This window comes from Paenibacillus sp. RC73 (genome assembly GCF_044908085.1).
Classification (GTDB): Bacteria; Bacillota; Bacilli; order Paenibacillales; family Paenibacillaceae; genus Paenibacillus; species Paenibacillus terrae_A.
The window spans coordinates 410500-429531 of record NZ_JBIYCV010000005.1; the positions used below are offsets into that span (position 1 = coordinate 410500).

Below are 19032 nucleotides of genomic sequence, written 5' to 3' on the forward strand. Positions count from 1 at the left end.
ATACATTTTCATTAATACACGCCCTAGGTAACAGCTCTAACCTTGGCAGATAAATATACCTCGTTGGCCTTGATCATCCCGGCTTCTCTTAAAAAATGCCGCACGATCTCCAACTGATACTTGATACGTACATTCTTGGGCAAACTCCAGCCTGTTTCTACTGTGACCGCGCGTGCGCCCAGGATACGGGCTGCCGCCGTACGGGAGGAACCTGGAAGCTCATGCAGCCGAAGGTTAAAATGTCGGTCTTTATTCTTGATGGAACGGTTCATTCGTTTTATAGTTCGACGCACCGCAGGGACTGCCGGATTGTCCTTATTGGAAATTAGCGTTTGACCCAGCACCTTGGCATCCTTTTGTGACAATCCGTTGGCTTCATGCAGGTCAAGATACCACTCGGGTTGATGCCTTTGTGTTAATTGGAATACCGCAGCGGAAAGTGGATTGGATGCCGCCTGCTTTTTTGTGCGTGGAAAGGTTCGGTTGAGATCAGGTACGCCCCTGATTCGTTTGCGGTAAGCCGCCTGGTTCACGATCGGTACGATAATCAGCTTGCCTTGGCTAATTTGCAGCTTCTGCTGCTTCAACAGCTCCACCAGCTTCTCAGCCGCGCGGATGCTTGCGATTTCCTTGCCGTGGATGCCCGCGACCACCATCACATGCGGACCGCCCTGTTCCCCAGTGGCTATATAATAAGGAGTCGCCCAAGAATAACCCTTTCCAAGCATAAGCTTTGTTACCTTCATTCCCTTCACCTCCGTCTAGGCTCAGGCTTTCGATGCCCTTTTCCCCTCTGCCTGTCGGCGGATAATTTCACGGTATAGATTCTCATATTTATCGGTCATCTGTTTGTTGGTAAATCTTTGCGTCACATACAGGCGAAGCTTGGCTGGTGGTGGGTAGTTTTTTTGCTGCACCTTTCGCGCCATTTGCTCAATCGACTTGCAAATAAGCTGTGGAAAGCCTGAGAGCACCTCGGGAACCGAGCCATTTTTCAGAGCCAGTACGGGTGTTCCAGAAGCCATCGCCTCCACCATCACAAGTCCGAATGGCTCTTCCCACAAGGTCGGAAACAACAGACATTCCGCGTATTTGAGCAATTCCTGCTTTTGTTTGCCTCCCACGGCTCCCACATAGCGGATATTGGGATTACGCTGAATTCGTTTCTGAATCTCCTGACGAAAAAATACCGGAGCTTTGATAGGGCCGGCAATGAGCAGTCTTTTTCCTGTTCGTTCTGCAACTTGAATAGCTTGCAATACGCCTTTATTACGTATAATCCTGCCCATGAACAGCAAATAGCCGCGCTTCTCGCTGCTGAACTCGTATTCATGTGTGTTGATACCATTATAGACATAAAATCCTTTGCCCCCGCCCATAAGCTGGCGTGCCCGTTTACTGACAAATACCGGGTTTTTACCGTGTCTCTTCACGGGAAGATGAACTGTGCATACCGATGGACAAGGCAGTTGCCTGCGTCCCAGAGCAGAGCGAAAGGTATGATCGTGAATGATTTGTGTGCCAGTAGGCATGTGCTGAAGGACGTACTGATGGATCTGCTCGTGCTTTAATCCCTTGGGATAAGCAATCAGCCTTGCACTGCTCCTGCTGCCGCGGGCGGCAAACAAAGATACATGATGTCCTCGTCTTACCAGTTCCTCCGTTAATTCATACACGACCTTTTCCGTTCCACCCTTGATGGAGGGTACCGGCTGTGCATTGGGATAGTTGGAGATGATCTGAACAATGGTTAGAGGTCGGCCTTTGGGCATTTTAATCTGCTTTGAAGCCATATGAATTCCCCTTCCTGAACAGAAATACGGTGTGATCTTCACGGTATGAACGGGAACCTTAGCTTACTCCCGTACAAGTTATAAACTGTAGTATATATGTATGTATATTTTTCGTGATTGCTTGTGCGAATCATCTTTAGGTCATTTTTTGTCATAGGTACCCAGTGATAAGGAGGAACTGCATATTTTGTCAATCCAAAATTAAGGTGAAAATTCTCATCGTTTTCTAATAATAGGGGGAAAAGCATTGAGGTTACAGGACTGTAACCTTGAGTGGTAAATTCAGGATATTTTATTTGTGTTATTGTCATCTCAAGACATCACAGCAAGATACAAAATACGAAATAATGGAGGAATGTTATATGACACACACTTCAAAAAAACTATGGATGGGCATTTGCTTTACGATGACTTTGGCATTCGGCGCCGGGAGTTTCGTTGTTGGACCTGACACCACACATGCCGCTTCTGTGAGCAAAGCTGATCAGATTATTTCCACTGGTTCACAGTTTATGGGTGTACGCTATCAGCATGGAGCACCAGCAGGGAACACAAGCTCTTTTGATTGCTCTTCATTTACTCAATATGTTTTTGGACAAAACGCTATCAATCTGCCGCGCTCTTCCAGACAGCAATCGACCGTCGGCACTTTTGTACCACGTAGTCAGCTGCAAAAAGGCGATCTGGTCTTTTTCTATGCGCCAATTCACCATGTAGCGATTTATATGGGGGACGGCAAAATTTTACACACATTCGGTAAAGGCGGCGTAACGATTACGGACCTTAATTCGGGCTGGTGGAATTCCCATTACACTACAGCACGTCGTGTCCTCTAGGACAAATGTAGATGCATTCTCAATCATCTGTAATCCCTTACAAAATATCAACAAATAAGGGCTGTTCCGCGAGTAGATATGTCTACTGGATGGACAGCCCTTCCTGTTATATTCGAGGCAGTGTGACGGTCACCTCCGTTCCTTCTCCTTCCACGCTTTCCATACCTATTGTCCCCTGATGGATGTCTGTAATAGCCTTGGCAATCGGCAGCCCAAGCCCGGTTCCTCCGGTTTTACGATGTCGAGAGCTGTCTACCCGATAAAATCGTTCAAAGACTCGCTTGACCTCGCCCACTGGTATCCCGATTCCATAATCCTTGACCCGGATGTACACATCCTTTTCATCTGTAGACAGCAATATTTCGATTGGAGCCGAGCTATACTTTAAAGCATTATCAAGCAAGATAACTAGTAGCTGGTTGATTTTTGCAAGGTTGGCATCAAGCCAGATTTCTTTTTCATCTGTAAAAATAGTTATTTGACGATCATGTACAGGCTTGAAATGCGCTATTACCTGTTGACAGCAACCGATCAGCTCTATCCGTTCATACGGCTCGGGTTCTTTTTGCTGTGAGGAAGCCAAAGTCAGTAATTGCTGTGTCATCGTTCGCATGCGCTGAGTTTCTTCATAGATGGATTCAATGGATTCCTTATAGATGTCCTCGTCACGCGTGCCCCACCGCCGCAGCATGTTAGCATAGCCCTCAATGATCATTAATGTCGTATTCAGCTCATGCGAAGCATCTGAGACGAATTGTTGCTGGCTTTGAAAGCTCTCTTCCAATCTGTCCATCATTCGATTAAAGGTCGCGGTCATTTGAGACAATTCATCTTGATTGTGAGTGCGAGCCGGGATTTTTTTGAATTTAAGGCTTCTTTCAATTTCCTGCATTGTCTGTATACTGCTCGAAATCGGTAGCAATATCGCATTCGCTAAAATCGTGCTGCCTACCAGACTAAGCAGCATAGCGCCTGTAGTTGAGGTGACCAAAATCGTATCTAAAATATCGAGATTATTTTCAAGCGCATCCCATTTTTCTACGATCTCCAGCGTTCCCTCCTGATTGCCTTCCGGTGAAAGCACTGGGAGATGAATTACTAAAATTTTATGACCCTGTACATCTGTCAGCTGTGAGCTTTGAGAAGGGTTAAAACGTATATCGCCCAGCTTAAAGCGGGACTGACGACTTACTTCATACAGAAGACGGGATTGCTGGTCAAAAACCCTCAGGATTGTGTCTCCTGAAAGCTCATCTTTCAACTCGGGTCCCCATGCATTTTTCAGAATCATCGCGGAACCGGTTTCGGCAATGATTTCAGTCCACTTATTTTGCAGCACTTCTCTTTCATTGCGAGTGGCGATTTTGACAAATAACAGATGAACGGTGACGTCCACAAACAGGAGAATGGTCATCACCAGAACCGAGCTGAGCAGAGTAATTTTGGTCCGCAGCTTCAATGGTCTTCCTCCCTGATGCAATACCCTACGCCACGCACGGTTTTAATCAGCTTTTTTTTGTAGCCATGGTCGATTTTTTTACGAACATATCGGATATACACATCGACTACATTCGTATCGCCGACAAAATCAAACCCCCATACGTCCTGAATCATTTGATCTCGCTGCAATACTTGATTTTTGTGCTCCATGAGGTAATGAAGCAGATCAAATTCTTTGGGCGTCAGTTCGATTCGCTTTCCTTCTCGCACCACAGAACGTGTCTTGGGTTCCAGCATCAAGCTATCGACCTGAAGATACGGCGGCTTGTCCTCTTCTTGTGAAGAGGTAGCTTTGGACTCCAATTGATGTCTCATACTGGCCCGCATCCGTGCTAATAATTCCTCGATTTCAAAAGGCTTCGTAATGTAATCATTTGCACCTTCATCCAGACCAGAAACCTTATCCGTAGTTGCGTTACGTGCAGTGACCATAATTACGGGCGTATGCTTGTCCACTTTTCGAATCTGCTTTAGCACCTCGACCCCGTTGATTTCCGGCAGCATCACATCCAAAATGATGATATTCCATGTGTGTGCCAAAGCTTTTTCTAATCCTTCTTTACCCGTTTGAGCAATTTCAACTGCATATCCTTCGTGGGATAACTCCAATTGGAGTAATCTGGATATTTTCTCTTCATCATCAATGACCAGTACCGATTTTTTCACCGCAAAACCACCTGATTTCTATAGAAAAACAAATTGAGTTATGGAGAAGACATGCATTTTTTTATTTGATTTTAAGCTCTTATCCGTGCAGTCGCTCTATAAAATAACTTTGTAATTCAATTTTTTGATGTTAAGGAGAAATTTATTCATGTTGAGCATTTTGCATAAATCCCAAGAGCGATTTCAAATCAGCAATATATAGATCAAAATGTTCTAGTTTGTCTATATATTGTACTTTTAAGCGTTGGGAATCGAATGATGCAAAATGCTGATGTTAATTATTGTAGACTATGTTTTGTTTCACTGGGTCAATGAACTGGCTAATATACGCTGATAAAACCAAATACAGGCCGCCATCCAGCAGCCACTCATAAAATAGCCACCCACAACGTCGCTCGGATAGTGCACGCCCAAATAAATGCGGCTTGTCCCTATCGCTATAATCAGCAGGCTACTGAGCACAATCAGAAGGATACGGCCTGGCCTGGAAGGAACATGTTTCCACACTAAAAACGTCAACGCCGCATACATACTAAAAGCGGTCATGGAATGTCCGCTCGGAAAGCTGTATCCATTCGCTTCAATAATACGGTTAATTTCGGGTCTCGCACGCTGAAATAGCCATTTTAAAACCGTATTCAGCAGCGCTGATCCCAGCACAGCAATCGCCAAAAATAGCAGTTCTCTGCGATGTCCCAATACTCTGTGCAGCACAAACATGGCGATTAAAATAATAATCACAACCGGAATTCCGCTGCCGATCATGGTGAAAAATTTCATTAGACGGGTCATGGCAGGCGACTCCAATTGTTGAATATCCGTAATGATTTTCTGGTCAAAATGCTGTACTTGGTGGTCGCTAACCCATAAGGCGATTAAACCAAAACCGAGCGCACATACTACACATGTGAGCAGGGCCAAGGATATAGGGAGCTTTGTTGGTGTTTGTTTCATGTCTTGTTGGTCCTCCATGAGGTTCGTTTCGTGTCTTTACTTTACCCACATTCCTTTTATAATTTCACCAAAAGAATTAGCTTTTAGCGTAAAACATGCTCAGCTTTTTGGCAAAAGAACGCGGGGTCAGCCTGTGATATGAAATCAACTCTCCGTTACAGTATGCCTGCCTTCTCAGCCGCTTCAATTACGTTTTGCGTGGTAATCTCCAAATAGGGGCATTGATGAGTTCGCAAGATGGTCAAGCCTTCACTAAAGCGCTCTAGCCGCTGTAGCCAGTTATTTGGAAAATAAGGATCAGAGTGGTCCCTATCAAGCTTGTATACATACATCTGAAAAGAATAAGGTGCGTCTTCCACATGCTGAAATCCATTTTCCAGAAAAATGTCCGGTGTCTTTTGCATGCTTCTCATGCAATAGCAGCCGTCCTCCCTGATTTGATTTTCATACCATTCAATGGACGTGGTTGAAGTTTTCATATAGCCTCTCCCAACTTTAAGAATTAACTTATCCAATAAGGATTTCATAATGACTAAAATAACGCAAGCGAATTGTCCACAATAAGCATAGGAAAAAAGGATGCCACTCAAGCCTTATAACGGCCCGAATGGCATCCTGTCATTATAAATTACATGCTACAAAATATAAACGCAATTTCCATATTAAACAAACATCATCTTCTTTTTAGGTTGGCGTAACTTCTCCAAGCTTAACCTTATCCTCTGCTTCCTGCGTTGGATAGCGTCTACGGAACCATAGCGACTGGAGCAGCAAAAAGGTACCACTTACCGTCCAGTATAACGGCATGGCGGCAGGCGCATTAAAAGAAAAAACAGCCATCATAATGGGCGAAAGATATCCCATGATCGCAAACTGCTTGCGCTGGTCAGCCGTCATTTGAAGCTGGGATAGCTTGGCCTGTGCCAAGTAAACGACTGCGACGAAGATTGCCAAAATCCAGTCCGGCTGCCCAAGTCGGAACCATAGGAACGAATGAGACGCCAGCTCCGGGGTTAAGCGGATGGCTGTGTACATACCGCTCAATATCGGGAGCTGAATGAGAATAGGCAGACAACCGATATTCAGCGGATTAAATTGATGCTCTTTGTATAACGACATCATTTCCTGCTGCATACTCTGCTGGCTGGCAGTATCCTTCTTATTTTCGTATTTTTTCTTAATGCGGTCCAAATCAGGCTGCATAGCGCTCATTTTGCGCTTCATCCCCTGTTGGGCGCGCGTTTGTCGCATCATAAGAGGTAGTAACGCCAGACGGACGATTAACGTCAATGACATGATCGCCAGCCCAAAGCTTCCGCCAAACCATTGCGCTAGTTGCTGAATGAGCCAGGATAGCGGGAACACCACGTAATGATTAAAAAATCCGGGTGTCTGTGCATTAATTTCCGCAGCATTCGCACCGCAGCCGGAAAGCAGCATAACCACCGCCAACGTTAACATGATTCCAAATATCCGTTCTTTTTTACCCCAAAAAGTGAATCCCTTGAATCGTTTCATATGTTCCTCCTCGTTGATTGGCTGTGCCATCGTTCAACGAGAGGGAACAATCTGACGCGTCTTCATCCGGCGCTTCCTTCCGCCGGATATGACGTGCCAGCCGGACAGGCATGTCCTGCCCACGGGCAGTTAACGGCATCAGCGGAGAAGCATGCGACCGTACGGCCCCGCCTTCTATCCAGCATTCGGGCACATTGCCGTACAAATGAGCGAGATATGCGTAGGTTACCGTACACAGCAAGCCGATCGTAAATAAATAGGGGAGCAGGTCCTGAAGCTCAAACAAGGGATTCACCTCCTTCGGTTCGTTGCTCCGATTATAGCACGAAACCAGACAAGCGACTATTACATTAGAAAGAGGTTCAACGGGTTGGCGTACTACTGAATTGAAGCATCCCTCTTACTCGAAAAAAACTGAAATGAAATGGATTATGAAACTTTTGGTTTTTTTTACAGTCTAATCAAAGAGAAGTTTACCAAAAGCCTTACTCACCAATTAACTATTAAAGGAGCAAGCATGTATGAAAAAAACGGTACATAGCTCATTGCTAACAGGATTGGCGATAGTCAGCATCGGGCTGCCTTTGACTGGCGGTGGTTTTGCCTTAACAGCAAATGCAGAGCAATCGACAGTCTCTATGAGCAACGGGGCTTATAGTTCTCCAATCCAAGCGCCTGTGATTAAACCTTCCTGGTCTTTTCCCGTTATCCCAATCGATAGAAATCAGGTTTCGGAACAGGCGGTTGCGGTTGCGGAAAACGGTAAGGTATTCGCAGTGGATTCTAACCACAGACTAGTTGCCCTTGAAGGTACTTCGGGCCGGAAATTGTGGCAATATGGCGATCAGCTTACCCCTGTTTTGATTTATAGCAACGGCTCCATCTACGGAATGACACAAAGTGGCTCCATCTATGCCGTTACAGAATCAGGCAAGAAAGCATGGACCACTTCGTTAGGATTTACTAAGGCAGATCATATTTATAGAATCGACTCTACAGTATACATTACACAGTCGGAGCAAACGGCTGCCGTTGATGCTGCCAGCGGCAAGCTCAAATGGAAAATCAGTGAGGATAAGGACTCGTACCACGGTCTGAACGAGCTAATGGAAACTAATGGTGTCCTTATCCGCAATTATAACGTACAGGGCAGCCTAACCTATGAACAGATCAATGCATATGACGCTAAAACTGGCAAAAAGCTTTGGGAAAGCTTCAGAACATCCTTTCCACTAACCGTTAAAGACGGGGTCGTCTACTCTGTTGTCAACACGTTTATGATTGATGACGACCCGGTAAACAGAAAGATTACGATAGCACAGTATAATCTCAAGACAGGAGAATCCAAAGGAGAGCGTCAATACCGCTGGACTGACCCTGAGAATAAAGACGGTATCTTCCGATCCGGGGGCATTTATGGCTCTGCTTTTCTGGACGGCAAAGACCTTTATGTTTTTCAGGGAAAGGCACTGGCTTCCTATGACTTCTGGAACTACAAGCCAGACAGCAAACCTGCTCGCAAGTGGTCGCAAAATGGCTATGAGCAGCTTGTTCCTTTATGGTCCATTCATGAAGGTCGCATGTTCTACCAGGATTTTAGTACGGGCGGACTGATTGCCATGAAGCTGGCTTCCGGGCAATTCATCCATTATGATTACGGTGATAATCCAACCATTCAGGCTGACGTATTCGGCAAAGGGGTCTATGTTGGACAATCAGATGGCGTGTTTCATGGTTATGACCTGATGACCTTGAAACCCGTGTTTACCGTCAACATTGGATCACGCTCCTTCGGTCCAACGCTCAAATCCGGCGGAATGATATTTATTCAAAGCGGCAACCGTCTGCATGCTGTCAAGCTCCCTGCTTCTTTAAAATAATTTCAAACCTTAACGAATAGCAAGCATACGGTTCAGGGCCAGCACAGCATCCTGCCTAATCTGATCGTTAACACGAATCACACCCACAGGCTCTCCACGGTCAATCTGCTCCATCGCCCACAGCAGATGGGGAAGATCAATCCGGTTCATCGTCAGGCAGGGACACATATCGGGATTGAGCGATTCAATTTGCTGTTCGGGGTACTGCTGCCGGATACGCTGCACGAGATTCATTTCCGTGCCAACGGCCCATTTTGTCCCCGGCTCTGCCGCATGGATCGTGTCGATGATGAATTTCGTGGAGCCTGCGCAATCTGCAAGCTGAACAACCTCATAGGAGCATTCGGGGTGAACGATGACCCGGATGCTCTCGTCACGCTCACGGATACGATGGATATTTTCGACTGTAAATTTTTCATGAACAGAGCAATGCCCTTTCCATAAAATAATTTTTACTTCTGCCGGGTCACGGTCCGTCTCCAGTTGATCGGTCATTGGATTCCACACCGCCATTTCATTCAGCGGAACTCCAAGATCATAAGCTGTGTTGCGGCCCAGGTGCTGATCCGGCAAAAACAAAATGCGTTCCTTCTGCTTCAGCGCCCAGTCCAGCACTTGCTTGGCATTCGAAGAGGTCACCGTAGCCCCGCCATGTCTCCCCACAAAAGCTTTAATTTCTGCCGTGGAATTCACATAGGTCAGTGGGATGATCGTGTCGCCCACCATCTCCTGCAAATGCTTCCAGGCCCGCTCTGTCTGCTCCATATTGGCCATATCTGCCATCGAGCATCCTGCGCGCATATCCGGCAGCACGACCGTTTGCCGATCCGTAGTCAGCATATCCGCTGTTTCTGCCATAAAATGTACTCCACAAAACACAATAAATTCTGCTTCCTGATTTTGTGCCGCCATTTGGGCAAGCTGAAGGGAATCCCCTGTCATATCTGCAAACTGAATAACCTCATCCTTCTGATAGTGATGGCCCGGAATTAGCAGCTTTTGCCCCCATTTTTGCTTTAGTTGGGCAACACGCTGCTCCATATCAGCAATCGCCAGTGTCTTGTAGTACTCTGGCATGAGTCCACGATTTCCTTGTAAAACGTCAAGCATAGACATTTGAATCCCTCCATTATCTCTGCGGCTGTCTGCCCGTCTTCCCAGTAACAGACAAGCGTTGTGTGTTCATATATGTTTACAAGTGTCTTGACACTTATATTTACACATGCCTACAATAATCTCAAGGCTTTTTGGATGGAATTATTTTTAGCAGGGGGAGATTCGCCATGATTTATCTGGACTACGCCGCTTCTACACCGATGTGTGACGAAGCTTTGAATATGTATAACACATTAAATAAGGAAATGTTCGGAAATGCCAGCAGCCTCCATGATGCAGGCGGTCAAGCGGCTTATGCACTGGATTTAAGCAGACAACGGATCGCAGACATGACTGGAGGCCAAAAGGAAGGAGTTTATTTTACAACAGGGGGAACGGAGTCTAACATGCTGGCTGTACAGTCCATCCTGAACGGCCTGCCACAGCATAAAAAGCACTGGATCATGAGCGCTCTGGAGCACCATTCGATGTACAATCTGGCTGCTTTGCTGGAGCGGCAGGGCTATGAGCTGACCATTGTACAGCCGGACAAGGCAGGACGAATCACCCGTGATATTCTCTTACCTCATCTCAGAGAAAACACCGGGCTTGTATCCGTACAGCACGCCAACTCGGAAACCGGGCTTATTCAGGATCTTGCTGCCTTGTCTCCCCTGCTACGCGAACGAGGGATTCTGCTGCATAGCGATGCGGTGCAAACCTTTGGCAACATTCCCATTGATGTAGCAGCCATGGGGGTGGATGCCCTCTCCGTATCAAGCCATAAAGTGTATGGTCCCAAGGGTGTGGGGGCGGTATATCTCAGGCCGGGAACGCCGTGGCGCCCTGTGTATCCTGAAACACTGCATGAAAACGGGTTTCGCCCCGGAACGGTCAACGTTCCCGGCATTGCGGCGTTTGTTGCGGCAGCGGAAATGATGACAAAACAAATGGAGCTACATCAGGAACGATACGCTAGGTTAAGACAGTATTTTTTCACCAAAATTCAGGAAAGATCAATTCCATTGCGTTTGGCCGCACCAGAAAACAATAAGATTGAGAGACTCAGTCATATACTGGGATGTTTTTTTCACGGTTATGAGGGACAATATGTTATGCTGGAATGTAACCGTAGCGGTGTCTGTATATCCACCGGAAGCGCCTGTTCCGCCGGACATCATGAGCCTTCTCCTGCCTTGCAAGCGCTTGGAGCATCCGGTCGTGAAGCATTGCAATTTATCCGTATTTCCTTCGGAAAAACGACAACCACCGGGGATCTGGATGTGTTGGTGGATATTTTAACAGACCTGACAAGTAGACAAGAAAGGAGCTTATCCCGTTGATTGAACCTTTAAAACGGATGGGCACGGAACGCCGCGAACAGCTACTGCTGTGGCTTAAGAGCGAGTCCCCGCTGACCGGGAGCGAGCTGGCACGCAGGGCTTCCGTCTCCAGACAAGTAATCGTACAGGATATTTCCCTGTTAAAAGCTAGCCAAGAGCCTATTCTTGCGACAAGCCAAGGATATATTTATATGGAACCTGCGGGCCAGGAAGCTCCCCCGGCCTCACGTATTATCGTGTGCAAGCACCGACCTGAACAGACAGAAGAGGAACTAAAGCTGATCGTCGACTATGGCGTAAGTGTACAGGATGTTATTGTAGAGCATCCCGTATACGGTGATCTGACTGCTCCGATTCGGGTCGGAACCCGCAAGGAAGTGGACGATTTTATCCGCAAAATCAGCTCCACCCAAGCGACCTATCTGTCCCAGCTGACCGGAGGTATTCACCTTCATACCTTGCATGCCCCTGATGAAGCTAAAATTAATGAAGCCTGTGCCGCATTGGAGAATGCCGGTTTTCTAATGACGGACTAGCTTGCAGTGTTATAGCAGATACTATGTAACCCCTGTCTCGCATGTGGAGCGCACTCTGCGCTCCTGTGGGGGCGGCTTTAGCCCTAAAATTATGCTCATTAAAAAGTAAAAATCCCGGCCCCCTCATAAAAGGGAATCGGGAACGGATTACGTCAGCTTAATTTCGAGCAGTTCGTATTTGATGACAGCCATGGGTGCATTCACATGAACGATACTGCCTACTTCTTTACCCAAAAGTTCCTTTCCTAGAGGGCTTTCGTAGGAAATTTTATTATCCAGCACGTCCGCCTCAGCAGGACTTACAATTTTGTACTCCATCTTCTCAGAAAATTCGATGTCATTCAGAATGACTGTCGATCCGATACTAACGGTTCTAAGATCCAAACTGCTCTCATCCACGACCCGAGCTTTGGTCAGCATCTTCTCCAATATGAGAATCCGGGTTTCCATAAATGCTTGGTCGTCCTTCGCTGAGTGATACTCACTATTTTCTTTCAAATCGCCGTAGCTGATAGCCAGCTTAAGCCGTTCGGCGAGTTCCTTGCGTTTTACGGTCTTTAGTTCCTTAAGCTCATCCTCCAGCTTGGTCAATCCCTCTTTAGTCAACAAAACTTCTTCATTCGACATATTTTATCTACAACTCCTATTTCAGCATTTTGCATCATTCGATTACCAACGCATTTGGCTTTCTTTATTGTAGTTTACTCTATATTGAGCCAACATGCGAAAAGAAATTACAGGGTGATAGGAGTCGGGTTCAACCAGACAGGGTTATTCTTACAGTAACCAACGCTCTCTGGTTCGCATATCATATGAATATAACGGCATTTTGAATGAGCACGTGCAGTTCCGTTGTCCTTGTCCCGCAATGGCAAGGACAACATATGGCGGGAGGAAGATTCAATGACTTCCTTAGGAAAGAATGGAAACCAAAATCGCAATCAAAAATCCAAATCATCCCCTAACCCCAACGGACAAAAGAAAAATGGGTTAAATAGTAACTCGGCTATCTTCTCCGCCCTGCATGGAAAAAATGTGGAGGTCATCGTAGCAGCCCTGTTATTAACAGGAAAGCTACATGTCGATTCCGTTACTTTATACAGACAAGCAACGCTGCTTGTGGGATTAACGGGAAAATACAAAACATTAGCAGCAGACTCTTCCAATGTCGATAATATGGTGAAATTTTTAAATGATAACGGGAATATGACGCTGGATCAAGTGATACAAGCCTTTCAAAAGAAAATGCAAAAGTAATATGCCGATTACGAAAGGGGTTATTTGTGGTGAGTGAGCTTGTACCAAGTGAGTTTGATGGAGAGCATTTTGCAGAGTTTGTTATTATTACAATTCTGGTTGTTTTATTCTTCTTTGGCTCCACCAATATAGAGAATCTCTCGGCTCAACCAACCCAACCTTAAATGGTCAGGTCCCCGTTTCCGGGGGCTTTTTTGTAATAATACCGATATACAATATGAGAAGCGATGGTCAGACATAGGAGTAACAGCCTGAATTAAAAAAAGAGCATCTATCGACAATTGAGAAGTCAATAGATGCTCTTACGATTTAACGGTCCTTCACTTCGACGATTATCGTTTTGCCAAAAGTTTCTCCTGAGGCATTGACCAGCTCGGCCCGATACTCATAAGTGCCCGATTTGCGGCCTTGGATATCTGTGACTGCACTTTGAGCCTGCGGCGTTTGGTTCGGTAGCTCTTGCGTGTCGATCAGCTCGCCATTTTCATATAAATTGTATTGGGTCGCATTCGTGCCCCACCACATGTTCACAGCAACGGTGTAATTGCCGTCACCATCCCAGTTGTTGTGAGACAGCACCGGAATGCCGGGCGAAGCATCGGTCACTTCGACGGTTAACGGATCACTAACCGTTTTACCGGAAGCGTTGATCAGCTCGGCGTTGTACGTATAAGTGCCATTTGCCTTGCCCGTTACCGGGATGACTGCTTTCTGTGCCCCGGGGGAGGCGGATTTCAACGGTTGAGTCCCGATCAGCTCGCCGTTTTCATACAGCTTGAGTTCATCACCGTTCGTACCCCACCATAGATTCATAGTGATATTATAATCGCCGTCCTTCAATCCGGTATTCTGCCCGTTATCATGGGACAATACAGGTTTGCCCGGCACTTCGCCTGCAGCAGCTTTCCGGACTGTAACGGTTACTGGATTGGATACGACGGTTTTACCGTCCAGGGTTACGCTGGCCGTAATTTCGGCGCTCCCCTCTTTTTCTGCCTTAATTTGTCCATACGTATCGAGGGTAACAGACTCATGACTGCTGGCATACTGAACGGAAGCATGACTTAAATCCGCTTTGCTGCCATCTGTGAGCGTACCACTGAGATGTGTTACTGCTGTATCCCCAACATTAAGGGTTGTTTGATCCAGCGAAAGCTTCACTTCTTGCAATGCCGCCCCTGCCTGAGCTGTAAAATCAGCAAGACCACGAGGCTTTAACTGGTAATTCCCTTTGAAAATCGCTGAAATTCCCTTAATCCTCACTTGCTGTCCTTCTTGATATGGAAAAGAGGTCCGTGTTACGCCTGTACGTGCATCCACACGCACATGGTGGCTTACTTCGCCGGACACCGCATCAAATTCAAACGAACCGATGGGAGTCGCGTCTGCTACATTACGAATGATGGCCTGTGGAAGCTCGACCAACTGCCCTTGGTTAGCATCGCTTAGTTCGGTGATCTGTAGAGCTTCCGGAAGCTGTCCTTCTCCTGTTTTTTCAATAGCCACCGGATCGGTCAGCTCCAGCTCGCTGTTATACAGCGCCAAGGTTGCCGTAATCTTCACCTGATCGCCTTGGTGAAAACCGCTTTGGTTTTGATATACATAAATACCGCCGCTTTCATCCTGCATATAAAAGGCTTGACCGCCATATGCACCCGGCTCGGTCGTCACCGTACCTGCCAATGTAACAACTTTGCCAGCCGGGAGGCTCCGTGCTTCTGCAACACTGATACGAGCCGGAACAGTATTCCCTTCCTCTGGCAACGGCTGGGCCGGAACATCTGCCAGCACGACCGATTGGGTCAACAGGTTGCTGCCGTTTTGTCTCAGCCTAAGACTGGCCGAACCGCTGGTTCCCGGCTTAATCCGTACGGTGAGGTCTTTGTAGGCATGTCCCTTGCTGTCGGACTCCAGGCTGAATGCTCCGCTATAGCCGTACGAGGTCGGCCAGGTGCCATCCTGGTTTTGAATCTGGGCTACCTGATTGCCGCCCGCTACATAAATGCCTGCGCTGAATCCGCTAATCGTGGTATTCGGAGCCAGTTGGTCCGCAGTAATTCGAATTTGAAAAGGCTCTGCATTGGGCAGCTGATCCTGACGGACGATGCTGTAAACAGGCTGCGTACTGGCTGTCGAGCTACCATAGGCTCCAGGCTTGTACGTCTGCTGATCCCACCACTTGTAACCTGCTGCAGGAGCAGACCAAGGCTCGGCTTGTGGCTCCGTCGAAGCCTGCGGCTCCTCAAAAGGCAGCAGTGCTGTCGGCTGATCAAGCTGCAAGCTTTTCACATCCGTCAGACTGGTGTAGTTCTCCTTCTTGGATAACCAATCGACGATATTAACCAGCAACACGGCATCATCCTGCTCCTTAAAGCCGTCATACGTCGTCTTCTTGGTTCCTGTCTCTTCGCGCAGATATTTTGGCGTCGCATCTTCAACAGGAGATGAGTCCCCTAGAAAGGCAGCTTTACCGAGTCCTACTTTGGATACGGCTGCATAGGGTCCTTCCGGTATGCCGCCTCCGTTATAGACGCCCTGATCTACCGCGTTGCCCCAAGCCTGATTGGTTTTAGGGAGATATACGATCCCCTTGGCTTTCGCCGGGTCGATAATCGCCAGTGTTGATCCTGCATGCATTGCGACATTGCTCACTCCAGCTGTAATGCCGAACGCCTGCGCTGGCTCGACAACTTGATTAGCGGTAATATCGCCTAATGCATTGTAGCGAAAACGCACACCAAACTGGCTACCCAGCCAATCCGAGCTGACTACGCCCTGCATCGCCGCCGAGCTTCTTTCTTCCGCGCCCATTCCCTTCGCAGGATCTTCCCATGCTCCGCGACGGTAGCCGTTAATACTCTCCGATCCGTCCCAACGGTTCTTGTTGCGGTCCGCATTATAGTGATCTCCAATGAAGAAAATGCTGTTGCCTGCTTTGACATACTGCTCCATCGCAGCCTGTTCGCTTTGTTTGAAAGGAATATTCGGCTCTGCTGTCACAAATACATCATAATCCTTCAGATCATTGTAAGTAATCGGCGTAGATTTGCGAAGCTCATGTACATCATAGCCACGATTCGCGAGGGCCTGTCCAAAGTCTGAAAAACCTCCGTCAATGACCCAGTCTGCAGCGCCAGCTGTCTGTCCGTGTGTATTATCGAACAATACTTTTTTGCCAGCATTCTCATTGACCACCTTGGCGGCGATAAAAGGGGCCGGATCAGCCGGACCTTCCGCCGATGCAGGGTTTAGGCTGCTCGCAACACCAGCGTACAATGACAAAGTGAACACCATAGCGGTTACATATTTGAAGCCACGGGATGTAAAACTGCGAAAGATTCCCATTCTATTCCTCCTGTATGTTAGTTTGCGCCCCCGGTTGATGGGGAACCAAGTATAAATTTTAGCATTCATTTATGATCGGACATGCAATGTTTTGTAAATTAGTTTCCATCTCTATATGGCTGATTAAAAAATGGCTCTTGGGATTTATGCAAAATGCTTAGAATGTTTAGGAATAATGGACAGGGAGAAAATTCCAATAAAAAAGATATACGGTATGCAGCAATGTGAGCACCGCAAACAGGATTTTGCCTGTGGCTCTACCTCTCCTTTCCCCCGTAATCAGCTTTGCACCATTCACGATCAATACCCATACAGCAATGAGCGCTGAAATCAGTGGGAGCGTACAAATCCCCCAGACATACCAGGCCGGATAGCCATATACAATCTGACTATTTCCATAAATAAACTGTACGCCGAGAAAAATCGTATTCAGTAACGCGATGAATGCAAGGGTTGAAGAAATGTGGGTTTTATCTTTGCGGATAGATCTTATTGCATACCTTACGACCCAAATCAGCAGGGTTGTGATAAAAAACAAGGAGGCAGCAGCGTAGTTGACAAGCAGCGTCCAGGTACGGTGCCAAAGTGCCGTCTGCTTCATGGTCTTGCTATCCGGGGCGACCATCATCCATGTACCGTTTTGCGGATACAGCAAAATTTTAAGCTGGCCCCCCTTTTCCACAAACAGCCCATCGCCTGCTGCTTGAAAAACTTTGTTCGTTGCTTCATTTTCATTCGGGTACACACCGTTAACAATTAACGTATGATCATCTTGAATCTGAACGGTGTATTTAATGCTTCCCAGCATCCGAATCCATTTCCCCCACCCATGAACGGGGTTCACATTCACCTGATATACGCCCTCGATCTCTGGCGGAAGCTTCACTTGGGTAGCAGAAGGAGCCAGTGACTGAGAATCGGCCTGCGGCTCTGCGGGCAGCATTTGGGCTATCGCATTTATGACTTCTCCATGAAGCAGGGTGTCCGTGTCAGCCGTATTAATGGTCACAAAAATTCCAATCTTTTGAGACGGAATCAGTACCATTTCGGAAATAAAATCATCAATTTCCCCGGTAGCCCACAGCATGGGTACGCCCGTCTCCAGTTGGCCACGGAAAAATCCGTAGCCCACGCCATCCAGACGTGGATCTGCTGCAAATTGCTGTGTATGCATGGCTTTTACCGTTTGGGGCTGGAGCACCGCCCTCCCCTCATATCTGCCTTCGTTTAAATGAGTGATCAGATAATGTGAAAATTCGTTGGGTGTGACGTTCAACGCTCCTGCTCCCGGCAGATTAATATACGAAAAAGGCTGTTTCAAATATGCTCCATGTTTCCACCGATACGATTGAGCCAGTGCCGGATTATTTAGCGGCAAATCCAGTGTCGCGCCAGGCATATTCATCGGCTGGAACAGATGTGTACGGAGGTAATCATTCAGTCCCTGACCGCTCACTTGCTCCACTATATTACCGACCAGACCGTAGGCGACATTACTGTAATCAAACTGAATTCCGGGCTCGCGAATGGGCGGCTGATTTTGAAAATAAGTGCTGAGATACTGCTCTGTAGGCAAAGAGCCTGCCTTGGTCGAGCTGTTAATGCCGTACAGCGCTTCGTCCAATCCCGAGGTATGTGTCAAAAGCTGATGCAGATTAAAAGGCTGATTCTGGTATTGAGAAGCTTTATAGCTGTAGAGATAGCTGTTCACGTCTTCATTCAGATCAAGCTTGTTTCGCTCGACCATCTGCATAGCGGCGCTTGCACTATAAGATTTGGTTAGAGAGCCGACACGAACAATGGTCTTTGCCGGGTCGAAGGCTGTTTTTCTCTCCAGGTCTGCATATCCATACCCTTTGCTAAAAAGTATTTGATCTCCCTGGGTCACGACGACGGCAGCCCCCGGAATATGCCATTTGTCCAATTTTGTGTTCATGATGTGATCCACTGCTTTTTCCAATGAATTCGGCGTTATGTTGCCTGCTGCCCCTGCCGGAGCAATGAGCAGATTCCAGAGAAACAACGATGCAATGAATGCGGATAGGCAACAAATGCCTCTATTCTTCATGTGAAGTACCATCCTTACGTATGAAGTTGGCTTCTTGATTGAACGGTGCGGTGATTGCATAGCGGAGCAGATGTTTTCACTCGGATTCGGAGCCATCAGCATGGCGCTATGGAATCATCGCACTTCCCATAGAGAGAGTGCAGATGATAGAGCGAATCCTGAGCGAATCACGTAAGCAGCAGGCTTCTTACATGTTCGATCAGGATTCATGGGTTACAGATTAAAAATTAGTGAACTCCAG

At 47.1% G+C, this 19032-nt stretch carries 19 protein-coding genes; 7 read left to right on the top strand and 12 right to left on the bottom strand.

Annotated elements, in window-relative coordinates; translation table 11 throughout:
* Positions 1 to 23: 23 nt before the first annotated feature.
* Together ABH897_RS14950 and ABH897_RS14955 are read right to left on the bottom strand one after the other, a co-directional pair.
* Positions 24 to 746 (bottom strand): succinylglutamate desuccinylase/aspartoacylase family protein, encoded by a 723-nt coding sequence (locus ABH897_RS14950; RefSeq protein ID WP_283655891.1) that lies wholly within the window; start codon positions 744 to 746, stop codon positions 24 to 26.
* Positions 747 to 767: 21 nt separating this feature from the next.
* Positions 768 to 1793 (bottom strand): glycosyltransferase, encoded by a 1026-nt coding sequence (locus ABH897_RS14955; RefSeq protein ID WP_283655890.1) that lies wholly within the window; start codon positions 1791 to 1793, stop codon positions 768 to 770.
* A 362-nt stretch (positions 1794 to 2155) separates the two neighbouring features.
* Here ABH897_RS14955 and ABH897_RS14960 point away from each other — a divergent pair, with 362 nt between their 5' ends.
* Positions 2156 to 2629, top strand: a complete 474-nt coding sequence (locus ABH897_RS14960) for a C40 family peptidase (RefSeq protein WP_283657881.1) — start codon at positions 2156 to 2158, stop codon at positions 2627 to 2629.
* A gap of 106 nt (positions 2630 to 2735) precedes the next feature.
* Here the strand turns inward: ABH897_RS14960 and ABH897_RS14965 are convergent, their stop codons facing one another.
* The 6 genes from ABH897_RS14965 to ABH897_RS14990 all read right to left on the bottom strand — a co-directional run bounded on the left by ABH897_RS14965 (position 2736) and on the right by ABH897_RS14990 (position 7553).
* On the bottom strand, positions 2736 to 4088 hold the full coding sequence (locus ABH897_RS14965; RefSeq protein ID WP_283655889.1) for a sensor histidine kinase: 1353 nt from the start codon (positions 4086 to 4088) through the stop codon (positions 2736 to 2738).
* The gene (locus ABH897_RS14970) at positions 4085 to 4795 is read right to left on the bottom strand and encodes a response regulator transcription factor (RefSeq protein ID WP_283655888.1); all 711 of its coding nucleotides are present in this window, start codon (positions 4793 to 4795) and stop codon (positions 4085 to 4087) included. Before ABH897_RS14970 ends, ABH897_RS14965 begins: the two co-directional genes overlap by 4 nt.
* Positions 4796 to 5095: 300 nt before the next feature.
* Positions 5096 to 5749, bottom strand: a complete 654-nt coding sequence (locus ABH897_RS14975; RefSeq protein WP_404519050.1) for a phosphatase PAP2 family protein — start codon at positions 5747 to 5749, stop codon at positions 5096 to 5098.
* Positions 5750 to 5904: 155 nt separating this feature from the next.
* A complete protein-coding gene (locus tag ABH897_RS14980; RefSeq protein ID WP_404519051.1) occupies positions 5905 to 6228 on the bottom strand; it encodes a hypothetical protein in 324 nt (107 codons plus the stop codon).
* Positions 6229 to 6433: 205 nt separating this feature from the next.
* Positions 6434 to 7267, bottom strand: a complete 834-nt coding sequence (yidC, locus tag ABH897_RS14985; protein WP_404592323.1) for a membrane protein insertase YidC — start codon at positions 7265 to 7267, stop codon at positions 6434 to 6436.
* Positions 7233 to 7553 (bottom strand): hypothetical protein, encoded by a 321-nt coding sequence (locus tag ABH897_RS14990; RefSeq protein ID WP_404519053.1) that lies wholly within the window; start codon positions 7551 to 7553, stop codon positions 7233 to 7235. The genes yidC and ABH897_RS14990 overlap by 35 nt, the downstream gene beginning before the upstream one ends.
* A gap of 235 nt (positions 7554 to 7788) precedes the next feature.
* Here ABH897_RS14990 and ABH897_RS14995 point away from each other — a divergent pair, with 235 nt between their 5' ends.
* Positions 7789 to 9147 (top strand): PQQ-binding-like beta-propeller repeat protein, encoded by a 1359-nt coding sequence (locus tag ABH897_RS14995; protein ID WP_283655884.1) that lies wholly within the window; start codon positions 7789 to 7791, stop codon positions 9145 to 9147.
* Positions 9148 to 9156: 9 nt separating this feature from the next.
* On the opposite strand, the gene nadA is transcribed toward ABH897_RS14995, so the two are convergent.
* Entirely contained in the window at positions 9157 to 10263 is a 1107-nt protein-coding gene (gene nadA, locus ABH897_RS15000; RefSeq protein ID WP_283655883.1) for a quinolinate synthase NadA, read from the bottom strand.
* A 167-nt stretch (positions 10264 to 10430) separates the two neighbouring features.
* On the opposite strand from nadA, the gene ABH897_RS15005 reads away from it, so the two are divergent.
* Complete coding sequence (locus ABH897_RS15005) at positions 10431 to 11585, top strand: IscS subfamily cysteine desulfurase (RefSeq protein ID WP_404592325.1); 1155 nt, start codon at positions 10431 to 10433, stop codon at positions 11583 to 11585.
* The gene (locus ABH897_RS15010; protein WP_404580282.1) at positions 11582 to 12121 is read left to right on the top strand and encodes a transcription repressor NadR; all 540 of its coding nucleotides are present in this window, start codon (positions 11582 to 11584) and stop codon (positions 12119 to 12121) included. The genes ABH897_RS15005 and ABH897_RS15010 overlap by 4 nt, the downstream gene beginning before the upstream one ends.
* A gap of 147 nt (positions 12122 to 12268) precedes the next feature.
* Here the strand turns inward: ABH897_RS15010 and greA are convergent, their stop codons facing one another.
* Entirely contained in the window at positions 12269 to 12748 is a 480-nt protein-coding gene (gene greA, locus ABH897_RS15015; protein WP_137063003.1) for a transcription elongation factor GreA, read from the bottom strand.
* Positions 12749 to 13024: 276 nt separating this feature from the next.
* Here greA and ABH897_RS15020 point away from each other — a divergent pair, with 276 nt between their 5' ends.
* Both ABH897_RS15020 and ABH897_RS15025 read left to right on the top strand, forming a co-directional pair.
* Positions 13025 to 13378: a hypothetical protein gene (locus ABH897_RS15020; protein WP_404519058.1), complete on the top strand. Its 354-nt coding sequence runs from the start codon at positions 13025 to 13027 to the stop codon at positions 13376 to 13378.
* Positions 13379 to 13407: 29 nt separating this feature from the next.
* The gene (locus tag ABH897_RS15025; RefSeq protein WP_404519059.1) at positions 13408 to 13542 is read left to right on the top strand and encodes a hypothetical protein; all 135 of its coding nucleotides are present in this window, start codon (positions 13408 to 13410) and stop codon (positions 13540 to 13542) included.
* Positions 13543 to 13687: 145 nt separating this feature from the next.
* Here the strand turns inward: ABH897_RS15025 and ABH897_RS15030 are convergent, their stop codons facing one another.
* Both ABH897_RS15030 and ABH897_RS15035 read right to left on the bottom strand, forming a co-directional pair.
* A complete protein-coding gene (locus tag ABH897_RS15030) occupies positions 13688 to 16723 on the bottom strand; it encodes a chitinase N-terminal domain-containing protein (protein WP_404592326.1) in 3036 nt (1011 codons plus the stop codon).
* A gap of 166 nt (positions 16724 to 16889) precedes the next feature.
* Entirely contained in the window at positions 16890 to 18791 is a 1902-nt protein-coding gene (locus ABH897_RS15035) for a serine hydrolase domain-containing protein (RefSeq protein ID WP_404592328.1), read from the bottom strand.
* Positions 18792 to 18825: 34 nt separating this feature from the next.
* Between ABH897_RS15035 and ABH897_RS15040 the strand changes: the two genes are divergently transcribed.
* Positions 18826 to 18966, top strand: a complete 141-nt coding sequence (locus tag ABH897_RS15040) for a hypothetical protein (RefSeq protein ID WP_404592330.1) — start codon at positions 18826 to 18828, stop codon at positions 18964 to 18966.
* Positions 18967 to 19032 lie beyond the last annotated feature (66 nt).